The sequence below is a fragment of the Rathayibacter sp. KR2-224 genome (assembly GCF_049446075.1).
Taxonomy (GTDB): domain Bacteria; phylum Actinomycetota; class Actinomycetes; order Actinomycetales; family Microbacteriaceae; genus Humibacter.
This window is the reverse complement of the sequence record NZ_JBMSEB010000001.1, coordinates 1207455-1230089: the sequence shown is the minus strand read 5'-3', so window position 1 is coordinate 1230089 and position 22635 is coordinate 1207455. Positions and strand designations below refer to the sequence as shown.

Below are 22635 nucleotides of genomic sequence, written 5' to 3'. Positions count from 1 at the left end.
CCGGCTCAATGATCCCATGGCGGGTCCGCCTGCAGCGGGTGCGCAACCCGTGGCCCATCGCCTGCTCACCCGGTTTGGGGTAGGCAGAAAGATGGGCCATGATCGTGTGCGAAAACAGTTGCGCGGCCGGCGCGACCCGGCAAGAAGAGAACGAGCGTGATCCATGGAACCGTCTTCCGCCGCCCGACCAGGCCATCGCGGCACACCCTCACGAACGTCGGAGGCCGCCGTCATCCCGCAGCAGTCGAGGTCCACCTCGCACTGGCGCGGGTTCAACCTGATCGAGCTGTTCTCCACGAGCACGCGGTGGGCAGAGGAGTTTCCGATCCGCCTGGGTGAAGGCATCCAGGAATCCGATTTCGCAGCCATCGCGCACCTCGGCTTCACCTGGGTGCGCATCCCTGCCTCGTACCTGTGGTTCGGCAAGGGCGCGTTCTCGAAGTCGATCGACGCGTCGCGGTTCGCACTTCTGGATCGCGCGGTGGAGCTGGGGCGCAAGTACGGCATCCATGTCTGCCTCAACCTGCACCGTGCGCCCGGCTACTGCGTCAACTCTCGCTCGCATTTCGATGTGCCCGAGCCGGGGGATCTGTTCTCCGATCCAGAACGCCAGGCGCTGTTCCTGCAGTACTGGTCGCTGATCGCTGAGCGCTACGCCGACGTGCCGCCCGAGGCGCTGAGCTTCAACCTGCTCAACGAGCCGCCGCAGCTCGACGACTCGACGTTCACGTCGGTGTTCGGGCCATCGGCAGAGGCGATCTGGCGCCGGACTGCCGAACGCTTGGTGCTGCTCGAGGGATGGGACGCCGGCCTTCGTCCGCCGCCCGAGGAGTGGACGCGCCACCCGCAGGTCATCACTTCGGTGCACCTCTACAAGCCGTTCGCGATCACCCACTACGACTGCCCTTGGGTCGAACCCGTGAAGGCGGAGCCCGCGTGGCCCCTGGTGCAGCCCCTCGACGATGGCGTGCGCGATGGCTACGTCCCCCTCGAGGGACAGACACAGGCGGTCTGGGACCGCGGGGCCATCGAACGCATCCTCGCGCCGTGGATCGAAATCGTCGAAGCGGGCGGCGCGGTGCACGTGAGCGAGATGGGCTCGTACACGGGCGTTCCGCACGACATCGAACTGGCCTGGCTCGAGGCGTCGCTCGGTGTACTCGGCGATCACGGCATCGGCTGGGGACTGTGGAACTTCCGTGGGCCGTTCGGCGTCGCCGACACGGGCCGCCTCGACGTCCAAACGGTCGAGTTCCAGGGACTGAGCCTGGATGCCCGGCTCGTCGAGCTGCTTCGGTGCCACTGAGCGGCCTGGTGCTCCGTGCGCATTGCCGGGGCGAAGACCGGATGCCGGCCCGTTCTAGACTGTGCCCGCGTGGTCGCCGTCGCGCAGATCCGATTCTCATGGAGGCACGGTGGAGCTGGCGGGACATCGGATCGGGCCGATCGGCCGACTCGGGGCGAACGCGGCGCGGCATCCGTGGATAACGCTGGCCTGCTGGTTGGTGGTGATCGCCGCTGCGGCGGCGACGGCGCTCGGCGGCATCGGCGGTCAGAGCCTCTTCGACCGGTTGGCAGGTTCAGTTCCCTCTGTGCACGGTGAGAGCTCGGCGGGAGCCGCTCGCCTCGCATCGGCGTCCGGCAAGAGCATCACCCTGCTGATCCACGGCGTCGACCCGGACGATCCCGAGGTAACGGCCCGCACCGCTGAGCTGGCGAAAAGCCTCGCAGCCCTGCCCGCCACGACCGTCGCCGATCCTCTCGCCGTGCCGGGCGGCATAGGCAACCCGCAGGTGTCCCCGCTCGTCGCCACCGACGGCAAGGGGATCCTGATCACCGCGTCCGTCGCAGGCATCCACGGCGCGCCGGCGTCGCAGCAGACCCTCGACCACGCGCAACGGCTGATGGATGCCGCAGCACGCGACCTGCGCGCCGCCCACCCGGGAACGACCGCGGAGGTCGGCAGCGCACAGCTCCTCACGCACTCGCTGACGTCGATCAGCGAGAACGACCTGCGCAGGGGCGAGACCGTGGCCCTGCCCATCGCGCTCGTCGTGATGCTCATCGTGTTCGGCGGGTTCATCGCCGCCGGACTGCCGCTGCTGGGAGCCGGCGCTTCCATCGTCACCTCACTCGGTGTGCTGCTCGCCTTCACGTACGTGACCGACATCGCCAACACCGTGATCAACGTCGTCACGGCGGTGGGGCTCGGCCTCTCGATCGACTACGGACTGCTCGTCGTGAGCCGATTCAGGGAGGAATACCGCGCATCCGTAGCGACAGGAGCGGATGCCGCGTCGCGCGAAACGAGGCTCGTGGCGGTCGCCCTCTCGCTCGACCGCGCCGGTCGCACCGTGCTCTTCTCCGGCACGACGTTCGCCATCGCGAGCCTCGGCCTGCTCGTGTTCGCGCCGGCTTTCGTGCACGCCGTCGGCATCGCGGCCATCGCGGTCACCGTGATCGCGATGCTGTCCGCCACAACGCTCATACCGGCGATCATCGGCTTGACCGGTCAGAAGCTGCTGCGGCCTGGAGCGCTCACCAGGCTGCCGCTGGTCGGACACCAGATCGCCCGGTTCGGCGACGTGGCGCCAGACGAGGGGTTCTTCTCGCGGCTCACCAGGCGCGTCCAGCGGCATCCGGCACTGGTCACCATCGGCTGTGTCGTGGCACTCCTGCTGCTCGGCAGCCCCGTGGTCTCGCTCACGCTCGCGAACACGAGCATCGACGCGGTGCCACGCGCGTCCAGTCAATACACGTTCGAGACCACGCTCACCGACGAGTTCCCGGATGCCGCACCGGCGCGCGTGCAGCTCGTCACGACGTCTCGCCCCGACCTCGCGGAGTGGTCCGGCCGTGTGGCGAAGCTGGCACATGTGCGATCGGTGGGCGATGCCGCCGAATCGGGCGGGTCGTGGACGGCGCGCGTGCAGGTGGATGCGCGTGACGGCGTCGCCGTCGTTCGGGAGATCCGCGGCGACGCTCCGAGCTTCCGGCACTGGGTGACGGGGATCGACGCGGGCACGGTAGACCTTGCGGACTCGCTCGCCGCGAGCGCACCGCTTGCGATCCTCATCGTGGCGGCAGGGACGATCGTGCTTCTCTTCCTCATGACCGGGTCGCTCGTCGTGCCACTGAAGGCGCTCGTGGCGAGCGCGCTCTCGCTCGGGGCATCCCTCGGCGTTCTCGTCTGGGGGTTCCAGGACGGCGCGTTCGCGGGCATCCTCGGCTTCGACGCAGATCGCGTGTACGGCGTCGACGTGATCGTCTTGCTTCTCGCCCTGGCCTTCGGTTTCGGGCTCGCGATGGACTACGAGATGTTCATCCTCTCCCGCATCAAGGAGCGGGTGGATGCAGGGCTGACAGGCCGTGAGGCGATCGCACTCGGGCTGCAGCGCTCCGGGCGCATCATCACCTCGGCGGCACTCATCATCATCGTCGTCTTCGCAGGCTTCGCCACCGGCGACCTGGTTCTCATCAAGCAGCTGGGCGTGGCTCTCGCGTTCGCCGTGTTCATCGACGCCACTCTCGTCCGTTGCCTGCTCGTGCCGGCGTTCATGACGTGGCAGGAGCGCATCATGTGGTGGGCGCCGCGCTGGATGAAGCGGCTGCACGCGAAGATCGGCATCGCGGAGGCCTGACCCCGCCGGCTCGCGCAGAGCCGAGCGAGCCGGCTCACATGGAGTTGAGCGCCAGCACGGTTGTGGCGATCAGGGCGAGCACGACTCCGGATGCCTGCACCGCCGACATGCGCTCCTTCAGCACCAGACGCGCGAGCACGATCGTCGCCAACGGGTAGATGCCGACGATGACCGACACCACGGCGAGGTCGCCGAGCTGGAGCGCCAGCACGAGCAACGCGTTCGAGGCGCCGAGCAGCACGCCTCCCGTCACGACCATCCACACGGCCGCGCGTCTTCCCATGTGATGCGAATGCGAGGTGCCGGAATCCGGGTCCAGACCCGTGAGCGCTCGGCGCAGTCTCGGCGCGATCGCGGCGAGGCCCATAAGCGCAGCCACGAGCACCAGTCCGGCCGCGAGTTCGACGAACGCCGGCACGAGGTGCGAATCTGACGGAGCGTAGTCGAGGGCGGTGATCGACAGCCCCAACGTGAGGCCGGAGACGACGGCGATCACGAGGGTGCGCGGAGTGATGCGAACGTGGCGTTCCGACCGCTGCACGGAGATGAGCACTCCGCTCACGATGGCGAGCCCGATGGCCGCCCAGGCCAGCGGTGGCAGCGCGTCTCCGCGAACGATGGCCACGCCGACCGGAACCATCGATTCGAGAACGGCGATGAGCGGCGACACGAGGCTCATCGGTCCGAAGGCCATGCCGGCGTAAAAGCCGAGGAAGCCGACGATGGCGAACACGCCGGCCACCGAGCCCCACAGCACCGCGGGCCCGCTCCAGCCGACTCCATAGAACGCGAGCGCGACGCCCACGAGGCCGGTCGCGCACAGGTAGACGAGTGCCGTCGTGCGGATGACCGTCAGGCGGGCGGCGGCGCGTCCCGCGAAGAAGTCGGAGAAGCCGTACGAGAGCGAGGAGAGAACTGCAAACGCGATGCTGAGAAGCATCGGATATCACGTCGTTTCGAAGGTCGAGGCGGATGCTCGGACAGCGTAGCGCGACCGAGTGACACGGGATCTGCGGTGCGCGGCATCGGGCGCCGTTCAGGCGGCGCCGTCGTGCAGCGCCTCGATCCCCAGCGTGACGGCGATGGCGAACATGGTGAGCGCGATGAGGATGTCGAGCACTCGCCACGCGACGGGGGAGCGGAAAAGAGGGCGGAGCATCCTTGCCCCGAAGCCGAGCGCGGCGAACCACACCGCACTCGCCACGGCCGCGCCCAGCGCGAACCACCAGCGGTTCGGGCCATATCCGTTGCCGACCGTGCCCATCAGCACCACGGTGTCGAGGTAGACGTGCGGATTGAGCCAGGTGAAGGCCATGCATGCGCCGATCGTGGGCCACAGCCCCGCCGGCGATGCCCCTGATGCCGGATCCAGCTCTCCCGGACGAGCCGCGCGCCGCGCGGCCAGCACCCCGTACACCAGGAGGAACCCGACGCCCACCCAGCGCACCACGGCGATGACCCACGGTGCCGTGAGCACGAGGGCGCCGATGCCGGCGATGCCGGCGGTGATGAGCACGGCGTCGCTGCCCGCACACACGATCACGATGGGAAGCACGTGCTCGCGCCGCAGCCCCTGGCGCAAGACGAATGCGTTCTGGGCCCCGATGGCCACGATGAGCGACAGGCTGAAGCCGAAGCCGGCCAAGACCGTGCCTGCCGACGACGACGCTCCGGTGCGAACGATTGCTTCCGCACCGTTCGCCAGGGCGGTCACGTGCGCATGCTGCAGGAGGGGCGTCACGGAGAGCGCCTGAGCGGAGAGCAGAGCGGAGGGCACGCATCGAGACTATGAGCCACCGAAAGTGAAGTCACGCTTCTGTTTCTTACGAAGCGTTAGCATTGCTTTCGATGGATCTCGATCTCGCCCAATTGCGCGCCCTCGATGCGGCGGTCACGCACGGCACGCTGGACGCCGCCGCCGGAGCGCTGCACATCACGCCCTCGGCCGTGAGCCAGCGCATCCGCGCGCTCGAGGCATCCCTCGGACGGGTGCTGCTCGTGCGTTCGAAGCCCGTCGCCGTCACGGATGCGGGCGCGGCCGCTCTGCGGGTCGCCCGCCAGATCGGGGCGCTCACGAGCGCGCTGGGCGCCGACCTGGCCGGCGATGAGGATGCCCGTCGCGCGATACCCCTCGGCGTCAACGCCGACTCGCTTGCCACGTGGGTGCTGCCGGCGCTCGCGGACCTCGACGATCTGGACTTCGAGTTCCACCGCGAAGACCAGGAGCACACTGCCTCCTACCTGCGGGACGGCACCGTCATGGCCGCCATCACTTCCGAATCGACGCCCGTGCAGGGTTGCGTCGTCGAGCCGCTCGGAGCGATGCGTTACCTTCCCGCGGCTCAGAGGGAGTTCGCAGCGCGCTGGTTTCCGCACGGCGTGACGGCGGCGGCCCTACGCGTCACGCCGTACGTGGACTTCGATCGCAAAGACGAGCTGCAGCGGCGCTATCTGGCGAAGCACCGCGTGGGTGAGGCGACGGCTCCGCGGAACCAGGTGCCGGCATCCGCCGACTTCGTCGCGGCTGTGCGCCTGGGCTTCGGCTGGGGCATGATTCCCACCGTGCAGCTGCCTGGAGCCGGCGACGGTGTCATCGTGCTCGACGATCGGGGCATCGACGTGCCGCTCCACTGGCAGCAGTGGAACCTGCGCAGCTCGGCGCTGGACCGCGTTCGCGACGCGATAGTGGCAGGCGCTCCCAAGCTGCCCTGACGTGGTGCGCCCGGCGGGCGCTGGTCAGGCGGCGGAGCCCTCGACCGGTGTGAGTACGAAGACCGGGATCTGCCTGGCGGTCTTCTTCTGATAGTTCGCGTAGTCGGGCCACACCGCGACGGCGCGTTGCCACCACTCGTCGCGCTCCGAGCCCTCGGCGACGTGGGCGACGTAGTCTCGCCTGTCTTCGCCGTCCTGAAGCTCCACCTGCGGATTCTTCACGAGGTTGTAGTACCAGGTCGGATGCTCTTCCGCTCCGCCCTTCGAGGCCACTGCGGCGTAGACGCCGCCGTGCTCGACACGCATGACCGGGTTCTTGCGCAGCTTGCCCGACTTGGCGCCCACCGAGGTGATGACCACCACAGGCACGCCGCGCAGGGTGTTCGCCTCGCGCCCACCCGACGCCTCGAAGGTCTCGACCTGCTCACGGGCCCAGTCCGAAGTTCCCGGCTCCCATTCACCTGTCAGCGGCATGGCTGTGCTCACCCTTCCCGTCGTTGCGTACGCGCCTGACTGTGCGTCCAGGCATCCTTCGCCACGATAGCCGGGATGCCCGGACACAGAGCGGCGCGGGCGGGCGATCGATGGTATCGATGCCCGTCCGCGCCGGAACGGTGCCCTGTTTACTGGGCGCTGCGGATGTTCGTGGCCTGAGGGCCCTTGTCTCCGCGCTCGACGTCGTATTCGACCTTCTGGTTCTCTTCGAGGTTCTTGTACCCGGTCCCCACGATCGCGGAGTGGTGGGCGAAGACGTCGGCCGAGCCGTCGTCCGGGGCAATGAAGCCGTACCCCTTCTCGGAGTTGAACCATTTGACGGTGCCGGTGGCCATGTCGTGGTGTTCCTTTCGTTGTTTCTTTCGTGGGCCGCGAACGCGGCCCGTTGTGCGGCGGCCATGCGACCGTCGACGATCTGGGGTGTGCTTGGCTCCGGTGAGATCACCAAGCTGGGGCGAGGCGGGCAGGCGCTCGGTCAGAGCGTGCTCGGCGGCCTCGGCCGTTGGGAAGCTGCCGAGGAGCATCGAGTGCTCGTCGAACAGGAGGAATCCGAGTTCGCCTGCGGCTGTGTAGCCGGCGAACTCGCCCGCGCGCGTGGCGACATGCACGTCGTCGTCGGCTTTGAGCCAGCGTGGCGTCGCCTCAGGGGTGAACGGTGAAGCAAGGGGGGTAATCGAAATACTCATCTCTGTCTGCACAGAACCGGCATCCACGCCGGTATGTGCGAAGGCGCGGCGCTAGACCCGCCTGTACTGCGCGACCACTGGACACGCGAACGGATCCCGTGCCGCAAGCCCCACCCTATTGAGGTAGGCGATGACAATGCCATAGGACTTCATCATCGTCGTCTCGGTGTAGGTCACGTCGGCCGCGGCGCAATGGTCGCGAACGATGATCCTGGCCTTGGCGAGGTGCGGCCTGGCCATGCTCGGGAAGAGGTGGTGTTCCACCTGGTAGTTGAGACCGCCGAAGAGCATCGTCGCCCACCAGCCGCCCCGGATGTTGCGCGAGGTGAGCACCTGCTTCGAGAAGAAGTCGAGCTTCAAGTCGGCGGGGATGATGGGCATCCCTTTGTGGTTCGGGGCGAAGGACGCCCCCATGTAGATGCCGAACACGGCAAGCTGCACTCCGAAGAATGCCGCAGCGAGGCCCGGCGGGAAGAAGAAGAACAACGCGCCCAGGTAGAGCGTGAAACGCGCGACGATGAGCGTGATCTCGGTCTTGCGGTGCTTCACCTCTGACTTGCTGAACAGCAGCTTGAGCGACAGCCAGTGCAGGTTGATGCCCTCGAGCGACAGCAGCGGGAAGAACAGATAACCCTGCTTGCGGGTCAGCAAGGCCATCGCGCCCGTGCGCTTGGCGGCATCCTCTTCGATGAACGAGATGGTGTCGACGGCGATGTCGGGGTCTTTGCCCACCTGATTCGGATTGGCGTGGTGGCGCGTGTGCTTGTTCATCCACCACGCGTAGCTCATGCCGATCACGAATGGGCCGATGAACCTGCCGAGGCGGTCGTTCGCCGGGCCGGACTTGAGCACCTGGCGGTGAGCCGCCTCGTGGGAGATGAACGCGAACTGCGTGAGGATGAGGCCGAGCACGCCGGCAAGGATGAGCTGGAACCAGCTGTGGCCCAGAAGGATCATTCCCGTGATGTCGGCTGCGGTTGCCAGCACGAGGCCGGCGGTGACGAGCGCGTAGAAGCCCGTTGCTCGAGCGAGAAGGCCCTGGGCCTTCACGGCGCGGGAAACTTCGGTGTAGGAAGCCGTGATGTTCACGTCGTCGTGATTTCGTGGGCTTGTCGTGCGAATGGCACCGAGTCGATTCTCGAGCGTTGCTGTCGGTGCGGAGGAAGCGGCGATGAGAAAGTGCCCGTCCGTTGGCAGCCCTGGGGCTGGTCGTGTGCCAAGGGCAAAACGCCGATCGCTGAACCCACCATAGCGCCAGGAGGGGTGATCTAGCCGTCAGAAGGCTGACAATGATGCCCGCGTCGCGGTCCGCAGGTCGCTGCCGGTGACTATGCCTGTGCCTCCCAGCAAAGCCATCGGTCGCAACACCGCAGAGGCGCGATCGGCAGAATGGATCAATGGCCACGCGTGAACTCCAAGTCGGATACGCCGCGATGCTCGAGCAGTTCGCCCCCATGGAGGCCGTCGAACTGAGCGCGCTCGCCGAACAGCACGGGTTCTCGGGGGTGATGGCCGCCGACCACTTCCAGCCCTGGGTGCCGACACAGGGACAGGCATCCTTCGTCTGGAACGTGCTCACAGCGATCGGCGAACGTACCAAGGGCGATTTCGGCCCTGGCGTGACCACGCCCAGCTTCAGGTGGCACCCGGCCAACGTTGCACAGGCATCCGCCACGCTCGCCGCCATGTACCCGGGCAGGCACTGGCTGGGGCTCGGATCGGGCGAGGCGCTCAACGAGCACGTCGTCGGCGGCTACTGGCCGGAGGCGCCAGAGCGCATCAACCGCATGTTCGAAGCAATCGACATCATCAACAAGCTCTTCACGGCGTCGCTGGCGGGCAAGGACGCCAAGCACTCTGGGCAGTTCTTCAAGCTGGAATCGACCAGGCTGTGGACCATGCCGGAGAAGGCGCCGGAGATCCTCATCGCGACCGCCGGGCCGGTGACCGCCAAGCGAGCTGGTCAGAGCGTCGACGGGCTCATCACGGTGGGCGCGCCGCTCGAGAAGATCAGCGGCCTCTTCGCCAAGTTCGACGACGGCCAGCGAGAGGTAGGTAAGAACCCCGACGACGCACCGCGCCTGCTTCAGCTGCACCTCAGCTGGGCCGAGACCGACGAGGAGGCGCTCGCGAACGCGATGCGCGAGTGGCCGAACGGCGGCATGAAGTTCCCGAAGGCAGACATCCGATCGCCGTTCGAGTTCGAGCAGATCGCCAAGCTCGTTCGGCCTGAGGACTTCAACGGCCGCATGGTCATCTCCAGCGACCCGGACGTGCACAGGGCAGCCATCCAGAAGTACGTCGACCTGGGATTCGACCGCGTCTACCTGCACAACGTCGGCCGCAACCAGCGGGAGTGGATCGAGGTCTTCGGCCGCGACGTGCTGCCCAAGCTCCATCGATGACCGCTGACCGGCGGCCTGAGCCGATCGTCGGATGGGCCGTGCCCGGAATTCCCGAGATCGGTCCGGGTGACGACCTCGCCGCCATCATCGCGGATGCCATCGAGGCGGATGGCGCCGAGCACCCCGACCGGGCGCCTCGCGCCGGCGACATTCTGGTGGTGACGAGCAAGGTGGTCTCCAAGGCCGAGGGACGCATCATCGCTGCAGCAGACCGCGAGGACGCCATCACTGCTGAGACCGTGCGCGTCGTCGCCACCAGGGCCTACGACGGCGGCATCACGCGCATCGTCGAGAACCGCCAGGGCGTGGTGGGTGCTGCCGCCGGAGTGGACGCCAGCAATGCTCCGGAGGGACAGGTGCTGCTGCTGCCCGCGGATCCGGATGCGTCGGCTCGCGCACTGCGCGACGCCGTGCGCGCCAGGTTCGGCGTCGAACTCGGCGTGATCGTCAGCGACACGCTCGGTCGCGCCTGGCGGCTGGGGCAGACGGACATTGCGATCGGCGCCGCGGGCGTACGTGTCGTGGACGACCTGCGTGGGCAGACCGATGGAGGAGGCAAACCGCTCGCGGTGACCCAGCCGGCCGTCGGCGACGAACTGGCCGGGTTGGCCGACCTTGTGAAGGGCAAGGCCGAAGGATGCCCCGTCGCAGTGGTGCGCGGCGCCTCCCGTTTCGTGGTCGTTGCGTCCGACGAGGCGGAGCCGTTCGCCTCCGGACGGTCGCTGGCACGCACGGGACCGACGGACATGTTCCGCCTTGGCACAGACGAGGCGCTCGCCGAGGGCTATCGGCGCGGGTTCGCGGCGGGCCTTGCCCTGCGCGCTGCAGATGGGGGCGTCCGGCATGAAAGCGCCGCAGAAGGCGGCGCCGGAGTCGGACGCTCGGGCGAGGGGACGCGCTGGGTCGTCGTGGTCCCGTTCAAGGGCGGCGACGGGGCGAAGTCGCGCATGGGTGGTCTAGCAGGTCTGGATCGGCGACGGCTCTCGCTCGCGTTCCTGCGCGACACGTTGCGTGCCGCTCGTCAGGCGGAATCCGTGTCAGCGGTCCTCGTCGTCTCGAGTGCGCCAGGCCTGGAAACGGCCTTGAACGACCTGGCCGACGAAATCGTCGCCGACCCGGGAACGGGTCTGAACGGTGCTGTGGCGGCGGGCGCCGAAGCCGCACGAAACCGCGACCCTGATGCATTCGTTGCCGTGCTCGTCGGCGACCTGCCTGGACTCGGCGCCATGGACCTCCAGGCGGGCCTGGACCTCGCGGTCGAGGCGGCGCGGCGCGGGCATCCATACGCGTTCGTTCCAGACAGCGAGGGAACCGGCACGACGACACTCATGGCAGCGCCCGGCGCCGTCGTGTCATCGCGATTCGGCGCCGGTTCGCGCGCACTGCACGCCGCCGCCGGCTACCTCGAGCTGGACGTTCCGCGGGAGTCGACGCTGCGGCTGGACATCGACGACGCGGCGGCTCTGCACGCCTCCCTTGCCTCGCTTGGCGAGGAGACGCGCGGCCTCTTCGACTGAGCGCCGCCGAGAGCGCGGGCCGGGCGTCAGCCGTTGATCGCGTCGCGCCAGTTCAACAGGCGCTGCACGCTGTCCCAGTCGTAGTCGGGCGCACTGATGCCGACCGTGAAGAGCCTGGCGCCCAGGCCGTAGAACTCGTCGAGCCTTGCCGTGTCGCTTCGCTTGCCGGGCTCCACCGACACCGTGATCTCGCTTCTGTCCCGGCCGACCGTCTCGCACCATCCGTCGAGCACGCCGAGTTTGTGCCGAAGCGTCTCGGGATCGGAGAAGCTGTGCCAGACATCCGCATGCTCGGCAACGATGCGCAGAGTCTTGCGCTCGCCGCCGCCACCGATCAGTACGGGGATCTGCCTGGTCGGTGCGGGGTTGAGCCGCTCCCAGCGCTGCTTGATGCGCGGCATGGCCGCTGCGAGGTCGTCGAGCCGCGATCCGGCCGTTCCGAACTCGTACCCGTACTCGTCGTAGTCCCGCTCGAACCAGCCGGAGCCGATGCCGAAGATGAGCCGGCCGGTTCCGCCCTGTGCACTGATGTGGTCGACCGTACGGGCCATGTCGGCGAGCAGGTCGGGGTTCCGGTAGCTGTTGCACGTCACGAGCGGGCCGAACTCGATCCGCTCGGTCTGCTCCGCCCACGCGGCCAGCATGCTCCAGCCCTCGAAATGCAGGCCGTCCCGCTCGCCGGAAAGCGGGTAGAAGTGGTCCCAGTTGAACGCGATGTCGACGCCCAGGTCTTCGATGCGGCGAAGCGCGTCGCGCAGGGTCTGGTACTCGGCGTGTTGCGGCTGAAGCTGAACACCGATGCGAATCGGGCTCTCCTGAGTGCTGGGCATGGCTCTCCTCATGGCTCTTTCCAGTGGATGCCTCGACGCTAGCGGCGGTGACGCGCGTTCACGTGGTTGATCAAATACCAACCAGGGTTCCCTCCGCGACGACGATGCCGTCGCCGTGCAGCGTGACGTCGTCGCCGTCCACGTCGACCGCGATGCGGCTCGGCCTACCGACCGCATGGCCCTGCACGACGACGACCGTCGGCGTCGGCGGGACGAGCCCGTCGCGCAGAAGCTTGACGGCGAGCGGTCCGGCGGCCGTCCCCGTCGCGGGATCCTCCTGGATGCCCATGGCCGGGTTGAAGAATCGCACGTGCGCGTGCGCGCCCGCCTCGGCGGGGTCGAGGCTGAACACGGCGCAGCCCTCCGCGCCCGCGCCTGCGAGCAATGCGGTGAGCAGCGTCGCGTCCGGGCGCGCGGCATCCACGCTGTGCCGATCGCGCAGTGGCACGAGCAGGTGCTGGGCACCCGTCGAGATCACCTCGGGAACGCGTTCGAGCAGCACGTCGGCCGGCCGCACGCCAAGTGCGGAGGCGAGGCCCGCGCGGTCGTCGACCCTTCCGAGCATTCGCGGAGCCGATTGGCGGATCGCCACGTGCGCGCCGCCCGGAGTCACCTCGGAGACGGTGACTGCGAAGCGGTCGTCGCCGATCGTCTGAGTGTACTGTCGCCGGTCGCTTCCGAAAGCGCCATCGGGCAACAGCCCGGAAGCCGCGAGCCAGACCGCCGCGCCGAGAGCGTTGTGCCCCGCGCCGAACACCTCGGCGCCCGACGGGGTGAAGGAGCGCAACCGCCAGTCGGCCGTTCCGCCGCCAGGCAGCACGAAAGCCGTCTCCGACTGATTGAACTCGCGTGCGAGTGCCTGAAGTGTCGCATCCTTCTCGGGTTCGGCTCCGTGCACGACGACCACGGGATTTCCCGTGAGAGGGCGGGGTGCGAAGACGTCGACGTAGGCGAAGCGCATATCGCAACGCTATTCCAGCCACGTGGACTCGCCAGGAGGCGTGACGAAAGCGACCTGACGACGCTGCTAGGCCACAGGAACGCCGTAAACCTCCGGCCGGAAGGTGGCGTTCCGCTCCCGGAAGGTGTGGGCATACCCGGGCCACAGCAGTGTGAGGCGCCCGCTGCGCTCGTCGACATACCAGCTGGTGCAGCCGCTCAACCACACGGTGTCGCGGGCGGCGGCGTCGATCTCGGCGACGTAGGCATCCTCGGCCTCGCGTGGAATCTCGAGCGGCTCTCCGGATTCGGCGAGATGGTCGAGTGCGCCAAGCACGTAGTCGAGCTGAGCCTCGATCATGTACACGGCCGAGTTGTGCCCGAGGCTGGCGTTGGGCCCGTCGAGCACGAAGAAGTTCGGGAAGCCGTGCACCACGGTGGACGCGTATGCACGCATCCCCGCCGCCCAGCGGTCGGCGAGCAGGATGCCGTCGCGCCCGGTGACCATGTCGGCGAACGGTGGTCGCGTGGCAGTGAAACCCGTGGCGAAGACGAGCACGTCGAGGTCGTGCCGGCTTCCGCTTGCAGCGACGGCGGTCGACCCCTCCACGCGGTCGAGCGCGGACGGCTCGAGCCTCACGTTGTCGCGCGAGATCGCCGGATAGAAGTCGTCGGAGAGCAGCACGCGCTTGCACCCGATCTCGTAGTCGGGCGTGAGGGCGGCCAGAAGTCGCGCATCCGACAGCTGCGATTCGCGGTGCGCACGTGCCCTCTCGCGCAGTGCCTCGATCGCCTCGGGCACGCCGAGCCGCTGCGGGAAGGCGGACTCGGCGTGCCAGAAGATCTGCTCGCGCACCCTTGCTCGCTCGTCCGGGTCGGCGAAGGCGTACAGCTCCTCGGCGGTGTACGCCCGGTCGCCCCGCGGGACGACGTACGGCGCGCTTCGCTGGAACACCGTCACGTGTTCGGCTTCGCGCGCGAGGTGCGGCAGCAACTGTACGGCGGACGCGCCCGTGCCGACGAGTCCGACGCGGGCGCCGGAAAGCGGCAGCGAGGCATCCCAGACGGCGGTGTGCAGCACGCGTCCCTTGAACGTCTTCAGGCCGTCGATGGCGGGGATGCGCGGCTCGCTCAGACGGCCCACCGCACCGACGAGAGCGCGGGCACGATAGACGCCGCGAGGCGTGGTGACGCGCCAGCGGCCGGCATCCTCGTTCCAGGTGGCATCGATGACAGGTTCCCCGAACCGCAGGTGCGGAAGCAGGCCCTCCTCGCGCGCGCACTCCCGCAGATACTCCTGCAGCTCGGCGCCGGTCGGATAGACGTGCGACCAGTCCGGTTTCGTGCGGAACGAGTACGAGTACAGGTGCGAAGGGATGTCGCATGCGACTCCCGGATACACGTTGTCGCGCCAGGTTCCGCCCACGTCGTCTGCGCGCTCCAGGATGACGAAGGATTGCGGCGCAGCGGCGACACCTGAAGAGCTGATCGCGGGATCCACAGCAGCGGCACCATTGCGGCGCTTCAGCCGGATGCCGAGGCCGAGCCCGGCGAAGCCCGCGCCGACGATGACGACGTCGACGTCGACGCTCGAGTCGGTTGAACGGGTCCCGGGAGACATCACGCGCCGACCCGCTCGTATGTCGTGGTGCGCTGCACAAGCGGACGCACCACCTCGTCCGCAATGCGGCGCATGTCGGTCACACTCAGCACGCGGCCCTGCTCAGGCCCGGCCCACGGCGCCAGCTCGCCGTCGATGAGCACCCCGCCCAGGTCGTCGACACCGCCGCGCAGCACGAGACGGGTTCCGCGGAAACCGAGCTTCGTCCATGCGGCCTGGAGGTGGTCGATCGTTCCCGCGAGCATGAGTCGCGCCACGGCGTGCACGGCGCGCGACTCCCGCAGCGTGGGCCCCGGCCGGGCGCCGGGCACGGCGACGGGCGAATCCTGCGGCACGAACGGCATGGCGATGAACTCGGTGAACCCACAGGTGCGCCGCTGCAGCTGGATCAGCCTCCTGAGATGGTTCACCTGGTCGGATGCCGTCTCGATGTGCCCGTAGACCATCGTTGCGGTCGAGCGCAGGCCGGCAGCATGGGCGGCTTCCACCGTGGCGACCCAGTCGGCCACCGGCAGCTCCGAGCCGCCGGAAAGGATGCCCCGAATGCGGTCGTCGAGAATGCGCGCGCCGGTTCCCGGCACGGTTCCGACACCTGCCGCACGGAGCAGACCGAGATATTCCGCAAGGGGCATGTTCAACCGTGCGGCACCGTCCAGCAGCTCGATGGGCCGGTACGCGTGCACGTGGAGCTCGCGCTTGTGCGCTCGCACCGCGCGGATGAGGTCGAGGTACGCGGATGCCTGCAGCTCGTCGCCGATGCGCCCCTGCACGCACACCTCGGTGGCCCCGAGCTCGGCAGCCTCGTCGGCGATGGCGGTGACGAGGTCGAGAGTGAGCACGTCGCCGGATGCCTGCACATCGGCAGCCGATGCAAGCAGCGACGCGTCGATGTTGCGGTTCACCACGTAGGTGATGTTCTCGCCCACCCGTTCGCGGCGAACGTCGTCGGCGAGCCGCGTGAGGGCATCCAGGTCGTCGCCGTCGGCGGCCAGCAGCGCGGCATAGTCGGCGTCGTCGAGTCCGGCCGGATCTCGCCGCGCGGCATCCAGCAGCGTGCGCATCGCGCTCTCGGCGGTTCGGACCGCCTCGCGATCGCGCCACCTTTCGGCGTCTGCGCCAGGTTTCCTGGCGTGATCGCCGACACCTGGCGCAATTGCCTGCACCGTCTCTGCGTGGAGCGACCACGGACGGCCGGTCACGGGCGCGGACTCGTCGGCGAGCCCGTAGTCGTCGGCGAGCGCGTGGAGGTGCGGCAGCACCGCCTGGTCGATCCAGGGCTCGCCCTCTCGCACGTAATGCGGATGCGCCGTGAGACGCTCGCGCAGCCGGTAGCCGGAGTGCGCGGTGAGCCTTGCCAGTTCGTCGATCTGCGGCCACGGACGTTCCGGGTTCACGTGGTCGGGCGTGAGCGGGCTGACGCCGCCCCAGTCGTCGATGCCGGCCCGGATGAGCAGGGCCAGTTCGTCGTGATCGGTGAGGTTCGGCGGCGCCTGTACGCGGGCATCCGCTCCCAGAACGAGCCGCGTGACGGCGACGGCGGCCGCGTACTCGTGAGCGGCGAGGTCGGGCCTGTGCATCATGGCCGTTGCGTCTTTCGCCCTGAAGTTCTGCACGATCACCTCTTGCACGTGACCCCACCTGGCATGGGCGTCGCGCAGCGCGAACATCGCGTCGACCCTGTCGGTCACGGTCTCGCCGATGCCAAGGAGCACGCCGGTCGTGAACGGGATCTGCGACCTGCCAGCGTCGTCGATCACGCGCAGTCGCACCGCAGGGTCCTTGTCCGGCGAGCCGAAATGCGCCTGGCCCTTCTCGGCCCAGAGCCGCACCGACGTGGTCTCGAGCATCATGCCCATGGACGGCGCGGCGGGCTTGAGCCGCTGCAACTCGGCCCACGACATGACGCCCGGGTTGAGATGGGGGAGCAGGCCGGTCTCTTCCAGCACCCGGATGGCCATCGCCCGCATGTACTCGAGGGTCGAGGCATAGCCGTGCTCGTTCACCCATTCACGGGCGACCGCCCACCGGTTCTCGGGCCGGTCACCGAGCGTGAAGAGGGCCTCCTTGCAGCCCATGGCAGCACCCTGCCTCGCGATCTCGAGCACCTCTTCCTCCGAGAGATACGGCGAGATGCCGGCCTTGGCGAGCTTGCCGGGGCTCTGCACGAAGATGCAGTAGTGGCAGCGGTCCTGGCACAGGTGGGTGAGCGGAATGAACACCTTGCGCGAGTAGGTGATCACACCCGGGCGCCCGGCACGTTCGAGTCCCTCGTCGCGCAGGCGGCCGGCGAGCTCCAGCAACGCGTCGAGGTCGCCGCCGCGTGCGAACAGCAGGGTCTCGGCGTCCTCGGGCTCCGGCGGCACGCCTGCCTCCGCCGCCTTCCGCGCGTTCGCCAGCGCCTCGGCCAGCCGCGCGGGCGCGGGGGCCACTGCGGCGGATCCGTCCGCCCCGGGCATCGACGACGTCGCCTTTCCCGGAACTGCGTCGGATGTTCCGGCGCGGGAGGAGACATCGGTGACGGTCAGCAGCTTGGCGGGCACAGGCATCCTCTGGCGTGCAGGCACGAACGGGTCTGCGTACGGAAGTGAGCGGCGACAAAAAGGGGATGCGGCCCAAAGACGAGGCCATACAGCTGATTCGTGCCCAGACTAGCGAGCGCGCCTCGGCTGCACCGCGTGTCCGGCGCCGCGCGCGGCGCTCAGCGCCGGGTCAGACGCACCACGGGGATGGTTCTCGTGGTCTTCTGCTCGTAGTCCAGGAAGCCGGGGTTGCGGGCGGTGAAATCACGCCACGCCGCATCGCGCTCCTCGCCCTGCAGCGACGTGGCGCGCACGGCGACCTCGCCGTCGTCCGGCGTTTCGATGACCACATCCGGATGGGCGAGCAGGTTGTGATACCAGGCCGGGTTCTCGGGAGCGCCCGCCTTCGATGCCGCGATGAGCCAGGCATCCGGACCCGTCTTCCACGCCGCGACGGGCGTGACACGCTCGACGCCGCTCTTCGCGCCGACGTGATGCAGCAGCACGAGGCCGCGGCCGAAGTGCGAGACCGTGCCGCCGTTGGCACGGAACTCGTCGATGATCGGCTTGTTGTAGTCGTTGCGGTCTGCCATGAGGCTCCTCGTCGTTCGCACGCCGGCGCCGCCGGCTTCGGTCGTGTTGTGGCTGTGGCTGCTGCCGGTCGCGATGCTACGCAACCGGCCGCGCGCCGTGGGCCGGTTCGTCAGGCTGTGACGAGGTCGAGGGCCGCTGCCGCCATGCGAGCGGTCGCGGGAACGTCGCGCATCCACAGCGGCACGGCGCGAGCGGCGATGCCCGCTCGCTCGAGCACGGGCACGGCAGCCGCGTCGACCTCGTCGACGAGCCAGCCGTCGAGCAGACCACTGGTCGCCTCGCCCGGTCTCCGCGGACCGTAGTGCAGGCCGACCGCCTCTGCCGAGGTCTCGACGCCGATGACGGTGAGGCAGGCATCCGCCATGCCGCGCACTGCGGCGCCTCCGATGATGGGCGACACCCCGACGACACGGGCGGAGGTCTGCCGCAGCGCGTCGCGCACCCCTGGCACGTTCAGAATGGTCCCGACCGAGACGACGGGGTTCGAGGGCGGCAGGATGACCACGTCCGCGCTGCTGATCGCGTCGAGGACGCCGGGTGCCGGCGCCGCGGAGTCGAGCCCGACCTGGACGAATTCGGTGGCGGGAACCCCCGCCCGGTATCGCACCCACCACTCCTCGAAGTGGATGAGCGATCCAGCAGGATGCTCGTCCGCCGCCTCGCCCAACCGCACGTGCGTCTCGGCGGGCTGATCGCTCATCGGCAGAAGTCCCACCTCTGGCTTCCACCGCCTGCACAGGTATTCGGTCGCCTCGCTGAGGGTGGCGCCCTCGCGCAGCAGCTCTGTGCGCACGATGTGCGTGCCGAGGTCGAGATCGCCGAGTGTGAACCAATCCCATCCCCGGCCGTACGCGGCGATCTCCGCCGAGACGCGACGTGACTCGTCCGCCCGCCCCCAGCCCTGCTCCTCGCTGATTCCCCCGCCCAGCGTGTACATGACGGTGTCGAGGTCGGGGCAGACGCGCAGGCCGTTCAGCGTCATGTCGTCGCCGGTGTTCACGACGACGGTGACGGCGACACGGGAGCCGCCGTTCTCGCCAGGGAACACCTCGCGAAGGTGCGCGAGCAGGCCCCTGATGAATCGTGCACCGCCCACGCCCCCGGCCAGCACTGTCACACGCTGCAGATCAGTCATGCCTCAAGTCAACCGCAGCTCGAGGCGGCTCTCCGCACTCAGGGAGTTAACGCTGCCGACCGGCCGCCGCTCAGAGCCGGTCCTCACGCCTTGCCTCCATCGCCTCACGCACGACGGCCAGGCATCGGCGTGCGACGGCGCCGCTCGACTCGCTTCGAGCCTCGTGATCTGAGACGAAACAGGCTCGGCCGCTGTGACATCCGTAAGAATCGACGCATGCCATCGCCGACCCCGTCCTCGCCTTGGTTCTCACTCCTGCGCGCGGTCCGGGCGGCGGTCGCCTGGTTCTCTCGCACGCGCTTCTTCCGCAAGGTGGGACCGATCGTGATGCCGCCGCTGGAGCGTGCAACGGCGTTCGTCACGCGAGGGCGTGTGCAGCTGAGCGGGCTGCTCGTGCCCTCGCTGGTGCTGCACACGATCGGCGCGAAGAGCGGGATCGAGCGGGAAACGCCCCTGATGTACTGCCCGGAGCCGGGCGGGCGGATGCTCGTCACCGGCAGCAACTTCGCCCGCAATGTGCACCCGGCGTGGACCACGAATCTGATGGCGAATCCGGATGCCGTGGCTGTCGTGAGGGGAAAGCCGATCACGGTGCATGCCGAGCTCATCGGCGACGACGAGCGGGAGTCGGTCTGGGACTACATTCAGCGGCAGTGGCCCGGATACCGCGGCTACGAACGCGCCAGCGGACGCGTGCTCCGCATCTTCCGGCTCACACCTCGCACGTGAGCCTTTGTGCCGGCCGCGGCCCTTACTTCAGCAGCCGTGACAGAACGCGATCTGCAAGTGGCTTGCCGCCGGTCTGACAGGTCGGGCAGTACTGGAACGTGGAGTCCGCGTAGATCACCTGCCTGATGGTGTCACCGCACACCGGACACGGCTCGCCGGTGCGCCCGTGCACCCGCAGGTTCGACTTCTTCTCCGCCTTCAGCTCGGATGCCTTCAGCCCGTCGGCGCGCTCCAGTGCCTCCCGCAGCGTGGTCTGCGTCGCCTCGTACAACCTGTGCACATCGTCGTCAGGCATGTTCGCCGGCTTGAACGGCGACATCTTCGCCACGTGCAGGATCTCGTCCGAGTACGCGTTGCCGATGCCCGCGATCTTCGCCTGGTTGCGCAGAACGCCCTTGATCTGAGCGCGCCCGGCACTGGAAAGGATGCCCGCGAAGACCTGCTCCGTGAACTCGGGAGCGAGCGGGTCCGGGCCGAGCCGGGCGATCCCCGGGACCTCGCTGGGGCTACGCACCAGGTAGATCGCGAGGCTCTTCTTCGTGCCGGCCTCGGTCACGTCGAACCCGTCGCCCGCAGTGCCGGTCTGCTCAGAGTCGCCGGGTTCGCCTGACCGCTCGAGCACGAGCCGCGCGGCCAGTGGGCCGGTCGATCGGCCCCTTGGCCGGGCCGACGGAACAGGCGCGGTGTCGCGCCACCTGATCCAGCCGGCGCGAGCGAGATGGATGATCAGATGTAGTTCGCGCCCGGAATCGCCCGCCTCGAGGGTCGCGGCGATATCGAGGAACTTGCCGTGCCTGCCGACACCGACCACGCGCGTGCCCCGCAGGTCCGACACGGGTGGGTCGAACGTCTTCAGCGCCGCGAACGACGTGACGTCGAGCCGGTCGATGACACGACCGCGCAACCGGCGGTCGAGGTCGGCCGCCAGCGCATGCACCTCCGGCAGTTCTGGCACCTACCCAGTCTGCACCGCGCCGCCGACACACGCTCGGCACGTCAGCTCAGGATGTCCTTCGTCGCGAACCGCCCGTACGCCAGCGCCCCGAAGACGACCACGTACCCCAGCTGCAGCACCGCATTCTGTGCGTACGAGTCCCACACGATGGGATCGCGCAACAGGTCGCCGAAACCGAGCCAGTAGTGCGTGAACAACCAAGGATGCAGCCAATCCAGCTGTGGGAGCTGGTCGGCGATCTGCGAGACTCCGGCGAGAACGACGGTCGCCGCCATGGCGCCGACCGGAACGGTCGTCAGCGTCGAGATGAACAGGCCGACGGCGCCGAGCCCGGTGAGCGACATGGCGACGTAGCCGGCCAGCAGCGCCGTACGGGCGAAGAACCCGCCTGCGTCGACCGTGTCGCCGGAGAGCAGCGTGACGGGCCCGATCGGGAACAGCAATGCCCCGATGCCGATTCCGGCGAGAACGATGACGACCGTAGCCGCCAACGAGAACGCGACGACGCCCGCGTACTTCACGAAGAGCAACCGCGCCCTACCTGCGGGGGCGACGAGCAGGTAGCGGAGCGTACCAAGCCCCGCCTCACCGGCGATCGTGTCGCCCGCGACCACGCCGAGCGTGAGCGGAAGAAAGAGCGGTATGCACACGACGAGCGCCGTGAAACCCACGAACAGGCCGTTGTCGGTGATCGCACCCAGGAACGCGGGGCCGCGCCCGCTCGACCCAGCGCCGGTCACCCGCACGGCGATCGCGATCAGCACGGGCACGGCGGCCAGCGCCACGAGCATCGCGATGGTCCGGCGGCGCCGGAACAGCGTGCCGAGCTCCGAGCCGAGCAGAGCGAAGACGCGGGTGCGCGGCTGCACCTCTTCTCTGATCGAGCTCGGTGCAACGCCCTGTGCCTCGGCGCGAGCCTCAGCCTGCGACATCGAAGCCCTCCCCGGTCAGCGCCACGAATCGCTCCTCAAGCGAAGGTGCTGTCACCTCGAAGCCGCGCACGCGCACGTCGGCGGCGACGAGAGCCGCCACGATCGCCTCCGGTGCGGCATTCGGGTCGAGCGCCGCCGTCACGATGTCCCCGGTTGCCACCGGTGTCAGCCCGAGGCCGACCAGTACGGATGCCGCGGCACCGGCATCCGGCGTGCGCACCACCGCCTCGCGCCCGCCCGTCGCACGCAGTTCGTCCAGCGAGCCGGACGCCACCAGCTGGCCCGCGCGCATGACGGCGACGTGGCTGCACAGCTGCTCCACCTCGCTGAGCAGGTGGCTGGAGACGAAGACGGTCGCCCCGTCGTCCGCGAGACGGCGGATGAGCGCCCGCACCTCCCGCGTGCCTTGCGGGTCGAGCCCGTTGCTGGGCTCATCGAGCACGAGCAGGTCGCGCTCGCGCAACAGTGCCCCGGCAAGCCCGAGGCGTTGCTTCATGCCGAGAGAGTAGGCGTGGGCCTTCTTGTCGGCGGCGTGGGTCAGCCCGACGCGGTCGAGGGCGTCGGCCACTCTGGCTCGTCTCGTGCTGGGCACCGAGCGGGGATCCGCCGCGTCGAGCCGGCTGAGGTTGGCGCGTCCACTGAGGAACGGGTAGAACGCCGGGCCCTCCACGAGTGCACCGACGCGTGGCAGCACCGTGGCGGCGGCGCGCGGCATGCGCTCGCCCAGCAGCTCCACGTCGCCTGAAGTGGGCGTGGCAAGCCCGAGCATCATGCGGATGGTCGTCGTCTTGCCCGAGCCGTTGGGTCCGAGGAATCCGTACACCGCGCCGCGCGGCACATCGAGCCCGAGGCCGTCGACGGCCAGCTGCTTGCCGAACCGCTTCGTCAGACCCCTGACACTGATCGCCGTCATGCCCGGCTCGAG

At 68.7% G+C, this 22635-nt stretch carries 20 protein-coding genes; 6 read left to right on the top strand and 14 right to left on the bottom strand.

Annotation, left to right across the window (positions count from 1 at the left end):
* Nucleotides 1–163 precede the first annotated feature (163 nt).
* Together ACO2Q7_RS05710 and ACO2Q7_RS05705 are read left to right on the top strand one after the other, a co-directional pair.
* A complete protein-coding gene (locus ACO2Q7_RS05710) occupies nt 164–1306 on the top strand; it encodes a glycoside hydrolase family 5 protein (protein WP_423354646.1) in 1143 nt (380 codons plus the stop codon).
* A gap of 109 nt (nt 1307–1415) precedes the next feature.
* Nucleotides 1416–3641: an MMPL family transporter gene (locus ACO2Q7_RS05705; protein WP_423354645.1), complete on the top strand. Its 2226-nt coding sequence runs from the start codon at nt 1416–1418 to the stop codon at nt 3639–3641.
* 34 nt (nt 3642–3675) lie between these two features.
* Here the strand turns inward: ACO2Q7_RS05705 and ACO2Q7_RS05700 are convergent, their stop codons facing one another.
* Together ACO2Q7_RS05700 and ACO2Q7_RS05695 are read right to left on the bottom strand one after the other, a co-directional pair.
* Complete coding sequence (locus ACO2Q7_RS05700) at nt 3676–4581, bottom strand: EamA family transporter (protein ID WP_423354644.1); 906 nt, start codon at nt 4579–4581, stop codon at nt 3676–3678.
* 96 nt (nt 4582–4677) lie between these two features.
* On the bottom strand, nt 4678–5325 hold the full coding sequence (locus ACO2Q7_RS05695) for a LysE/ArgO family amino acid transporter (RefSeq protein WP_423355978.1): 648 nt from the start codon (nt 5323–5325) through the stop codon (nt 4678–4680).
* 164 nt (nt 5326–5489) lie between these two features.
* Between ACO2Q7_RS05695 and ACO2Q7_RS05690 the strand changes: the two genes are divergently transcribed.
* Nucleotides 5490–6353, top strand: coding sequence for a LysR family transcriptional regulator ArgP (locus ACO2Q7_RS05690; RefSeq protein WP_423354643.1), 864 nt, complete (start codon nt 5490–5492; stop codon nt 6351–6353).
* A 24-nt stretch (nt 6354–6377) separates the two neighbouring features.
* Here the strand turns inward: ACO2Q7_RS05690 and ACO2Q7_RS05685 are convergent, their stop codons facing one another.
* The 3 genes from ACO2Q7_RS05685 to ACO2Q7_RS05675 all read right to left on the bottom strand — a co-directional run bounded on the left by ACO2Q7_RS05685 (nt 6378) and on the right by ACO2Q7_RS05675 (nt 8707).
* On the bottom strand, nt 6378–6839 hold the full coding sequence (locus ACO2Q7_RS05685; protein WP_423354642.1) for a nitroreductase family deazaflavin-dependent oxidoreductase: 462 nt from the start codon (nt 6837–6839) through the stop codon (nt 6378–6380).
* A 137-nt stretch (nt 6840–6976) separates the two neighbouring features.
* The gene (locus ACO2Q7_RS05680) at nt 6977–7183 is read right to left on the bottom strand and encodes a cold-shock protein (protein ID WP_423355977.1); all 207 of its coding nucleotides are present in this window, start codon (nt 7181–7183) and stop codon (nt 6977–6979) included.
* Between the two features lie 402 nt (nt 7184–7585).
* The gene (locus tag ACO2Q7_RS05675; protein WP_423355976.1) at nt 7586–8707 is read right to left on the bottom strand and encodes a fatty acid desaturase family protein; all 1122 of its coding nucleotides are present in this window, start codon (nt 8705–8707) and stop codon (nt 7586–7588) included.
* Between the two features lie 224 nt (nt 8708–8931).
* Here ACO2Q7_RS05675 and ACO2Q7_RS05670 point away from each other — a divergent pair, with 224 nt between their 5' ends.
* Together ACO2Q7_RS05670 and cofE are read left to right on the top strand one after the other, a co-directional pair.
* Nucleotides 8932–9939, top strand: coding sequence for a TIGR03557 family F420-dependent LLM class oxidoreductase (locus ACO2Q7_RS05670; protein ID WP_423354641.1), 1008 nt, complete (start codon nt 8932–8934; stop codon nt 9937–9939).
* Nucleotides 9936–11456: a coenzyme F420-0:L-glutamate ligase gene (gene cofE / locus ACO2Q7_RS05665; RefSeq protein ID WP_423354640.1), complete on the top strand. Its 1521-nt coding sequence runs from the start codon at nt 9936–9938 to the stop codon at nt 11454–11456. The genes ACO2Q7_RS05670 and cofE overlap by 4 nt, the downstream gene beginning before the upstream one ends.
* Nucleotides 11457–11482: 26 nt before the next feature.
* Here cofE and ACO2Q7_RS05660 read toward each other — a convergent pair whose 3' ends face one another.
* From ACO2Q7_RS05660 to cofD, 6 genes are all read right to left on the bottom strand, one after another.
* On the bottom strand, nt 11483–12286 hold the full coding sequence (locus tag ACO2Q7_RS05660) for an LLM class F420-dependent oxidoreductase (protein WP_423354639.1): 804 nt from the start codon (nt 12284–12286) through the stop codon (nt 11483–11485).
* A gap of 70 nt (nt 12287–12356) precedes the next feature.
* A complete protein-coding gene (locus ACO2Q7_RS05655; protein WP_423354638.1) occupies nt 12357–13247 on the bottom strand; it encodes a PhzF family phenazine biosynthesis protein in 891 nt (296 codons plus the stop codon).
* A gap of 66 nt (nt 13248–13313) precedes the next feature.
* Nucleotides 13314–14846 (bottom strand): flavin-containing monooxygenase, encoded by a 1533-nt coding sequence (locus ACO2Q7_RS05650; RefSeq protein WP_423354637.1) that lies wholly within the window; start codon nt 14844–14846, stop codon nt 13314–13316.
* Nucleotides 14846–17386: a bifunctional FO biosynthesis protein CofGH gene (locus tag ACO2Q7_RS05645; protein WP_423354636.1), complete on the bottom strand. Its 2541-nt coding sequence runs from the start codon at nt 17384–17386 to the stop codon at nt 14846–14848. Before ACO2Q7_RS05645 ends, ACO2Q7_RS05650 begins: the two co-directional genes overlap by 1 nt.
* A 158-nt stretch (nt 17387–17544) precedes the next feature.
* Nucleotides 17545–17958, bottom strand: a complete 414-nt coding sequence (locus ACO2Q7_RS05640; RefSeq protein WP_423354635.1) for a nitroreductase/quinone reductase family protein — start codon at nt 17956–17958, stop codon at nt 17545–17547.
* A 110-nt stretch (nt 17959–18068) separates the two neighbouring features.
* Nucleotides 18069–19094 (bottom strand): 2-phospho-L-lactate transferase, encoded by a 1026-nt coding sequence (gene cofD, locus ACO2Q7_RS05635; protein WP_423354634.1) that lies wholly within the window; start codon nt 19092–19094, stop codon nt 18069–18071.
* Between the two features lie 216 nt (nt 19095–19310).
* On the opposite strand from cofD, the gene ACO2Q7_RS05630 reads away from it, so the two are divergent.
* Nucleotides 19311–19823, top strand: coding sequence for a nitroreductase/quinone reductase family protein (locus ACO2Q7_RS05630; protein WP_423354633.1), 513 nt, complete (start codon nt 19311–19313; stop codon nt 19821–19823).
* 22 nt (nt 19824–19845) lie between these two features.
* Here ACO2Q7_RS05630 and ACO2Q7_RS05625 read toward each other — a convergent pair whose 3' ends face one another.
* The 3 genes from ACO2Q7_RS05625 to ACO2Q7_RS05615 are packed head-to-tail and all read right to left on the bottom strand — an operon-like array spanning nt 19846 to nt 22623.
* Entirely contained in the window at nt 19846–20778 is a 933-nt protein-coding gene (locus ACO2Q7_RS05625) for a DNA-formamidopyrimidine glycosylase family protein (RefSeq protein ID WP_423354632.1), read from the bottom strand.
* 41 nt (nt 20779–20819) lie between these two features.
* Nucleotides 20820–21710, bottom strand: a complete 891-nt coding sequence (locus ACO2Q7_RS05620; RefSeq protein ID WP_423354631.1) for an ABC transporter permease — start codon at nt 21708–21710, stop codon at nt 20820–20822.
* Nucleotides 21697–22623 carry an ATP-binding cassette domain-containing protein gene (locus tag ACO2Q7_RS05615; protein ID WP_423354630.1) on the bottom strand — a complete coding sequence of 309 codons (927 nt, stop codon included), beginning with the start codon at nt 22621–22623 and terminating at the stop codon, nt 21697–21699. The genes ACO2Q7_RS05620 and ACO2Q7_RS05615 overlap by 14 nt, the downstream gene beginning before the upstream one ends.
* Nucleotides 22624–22635: the final 12 nt, after the last annotated feature.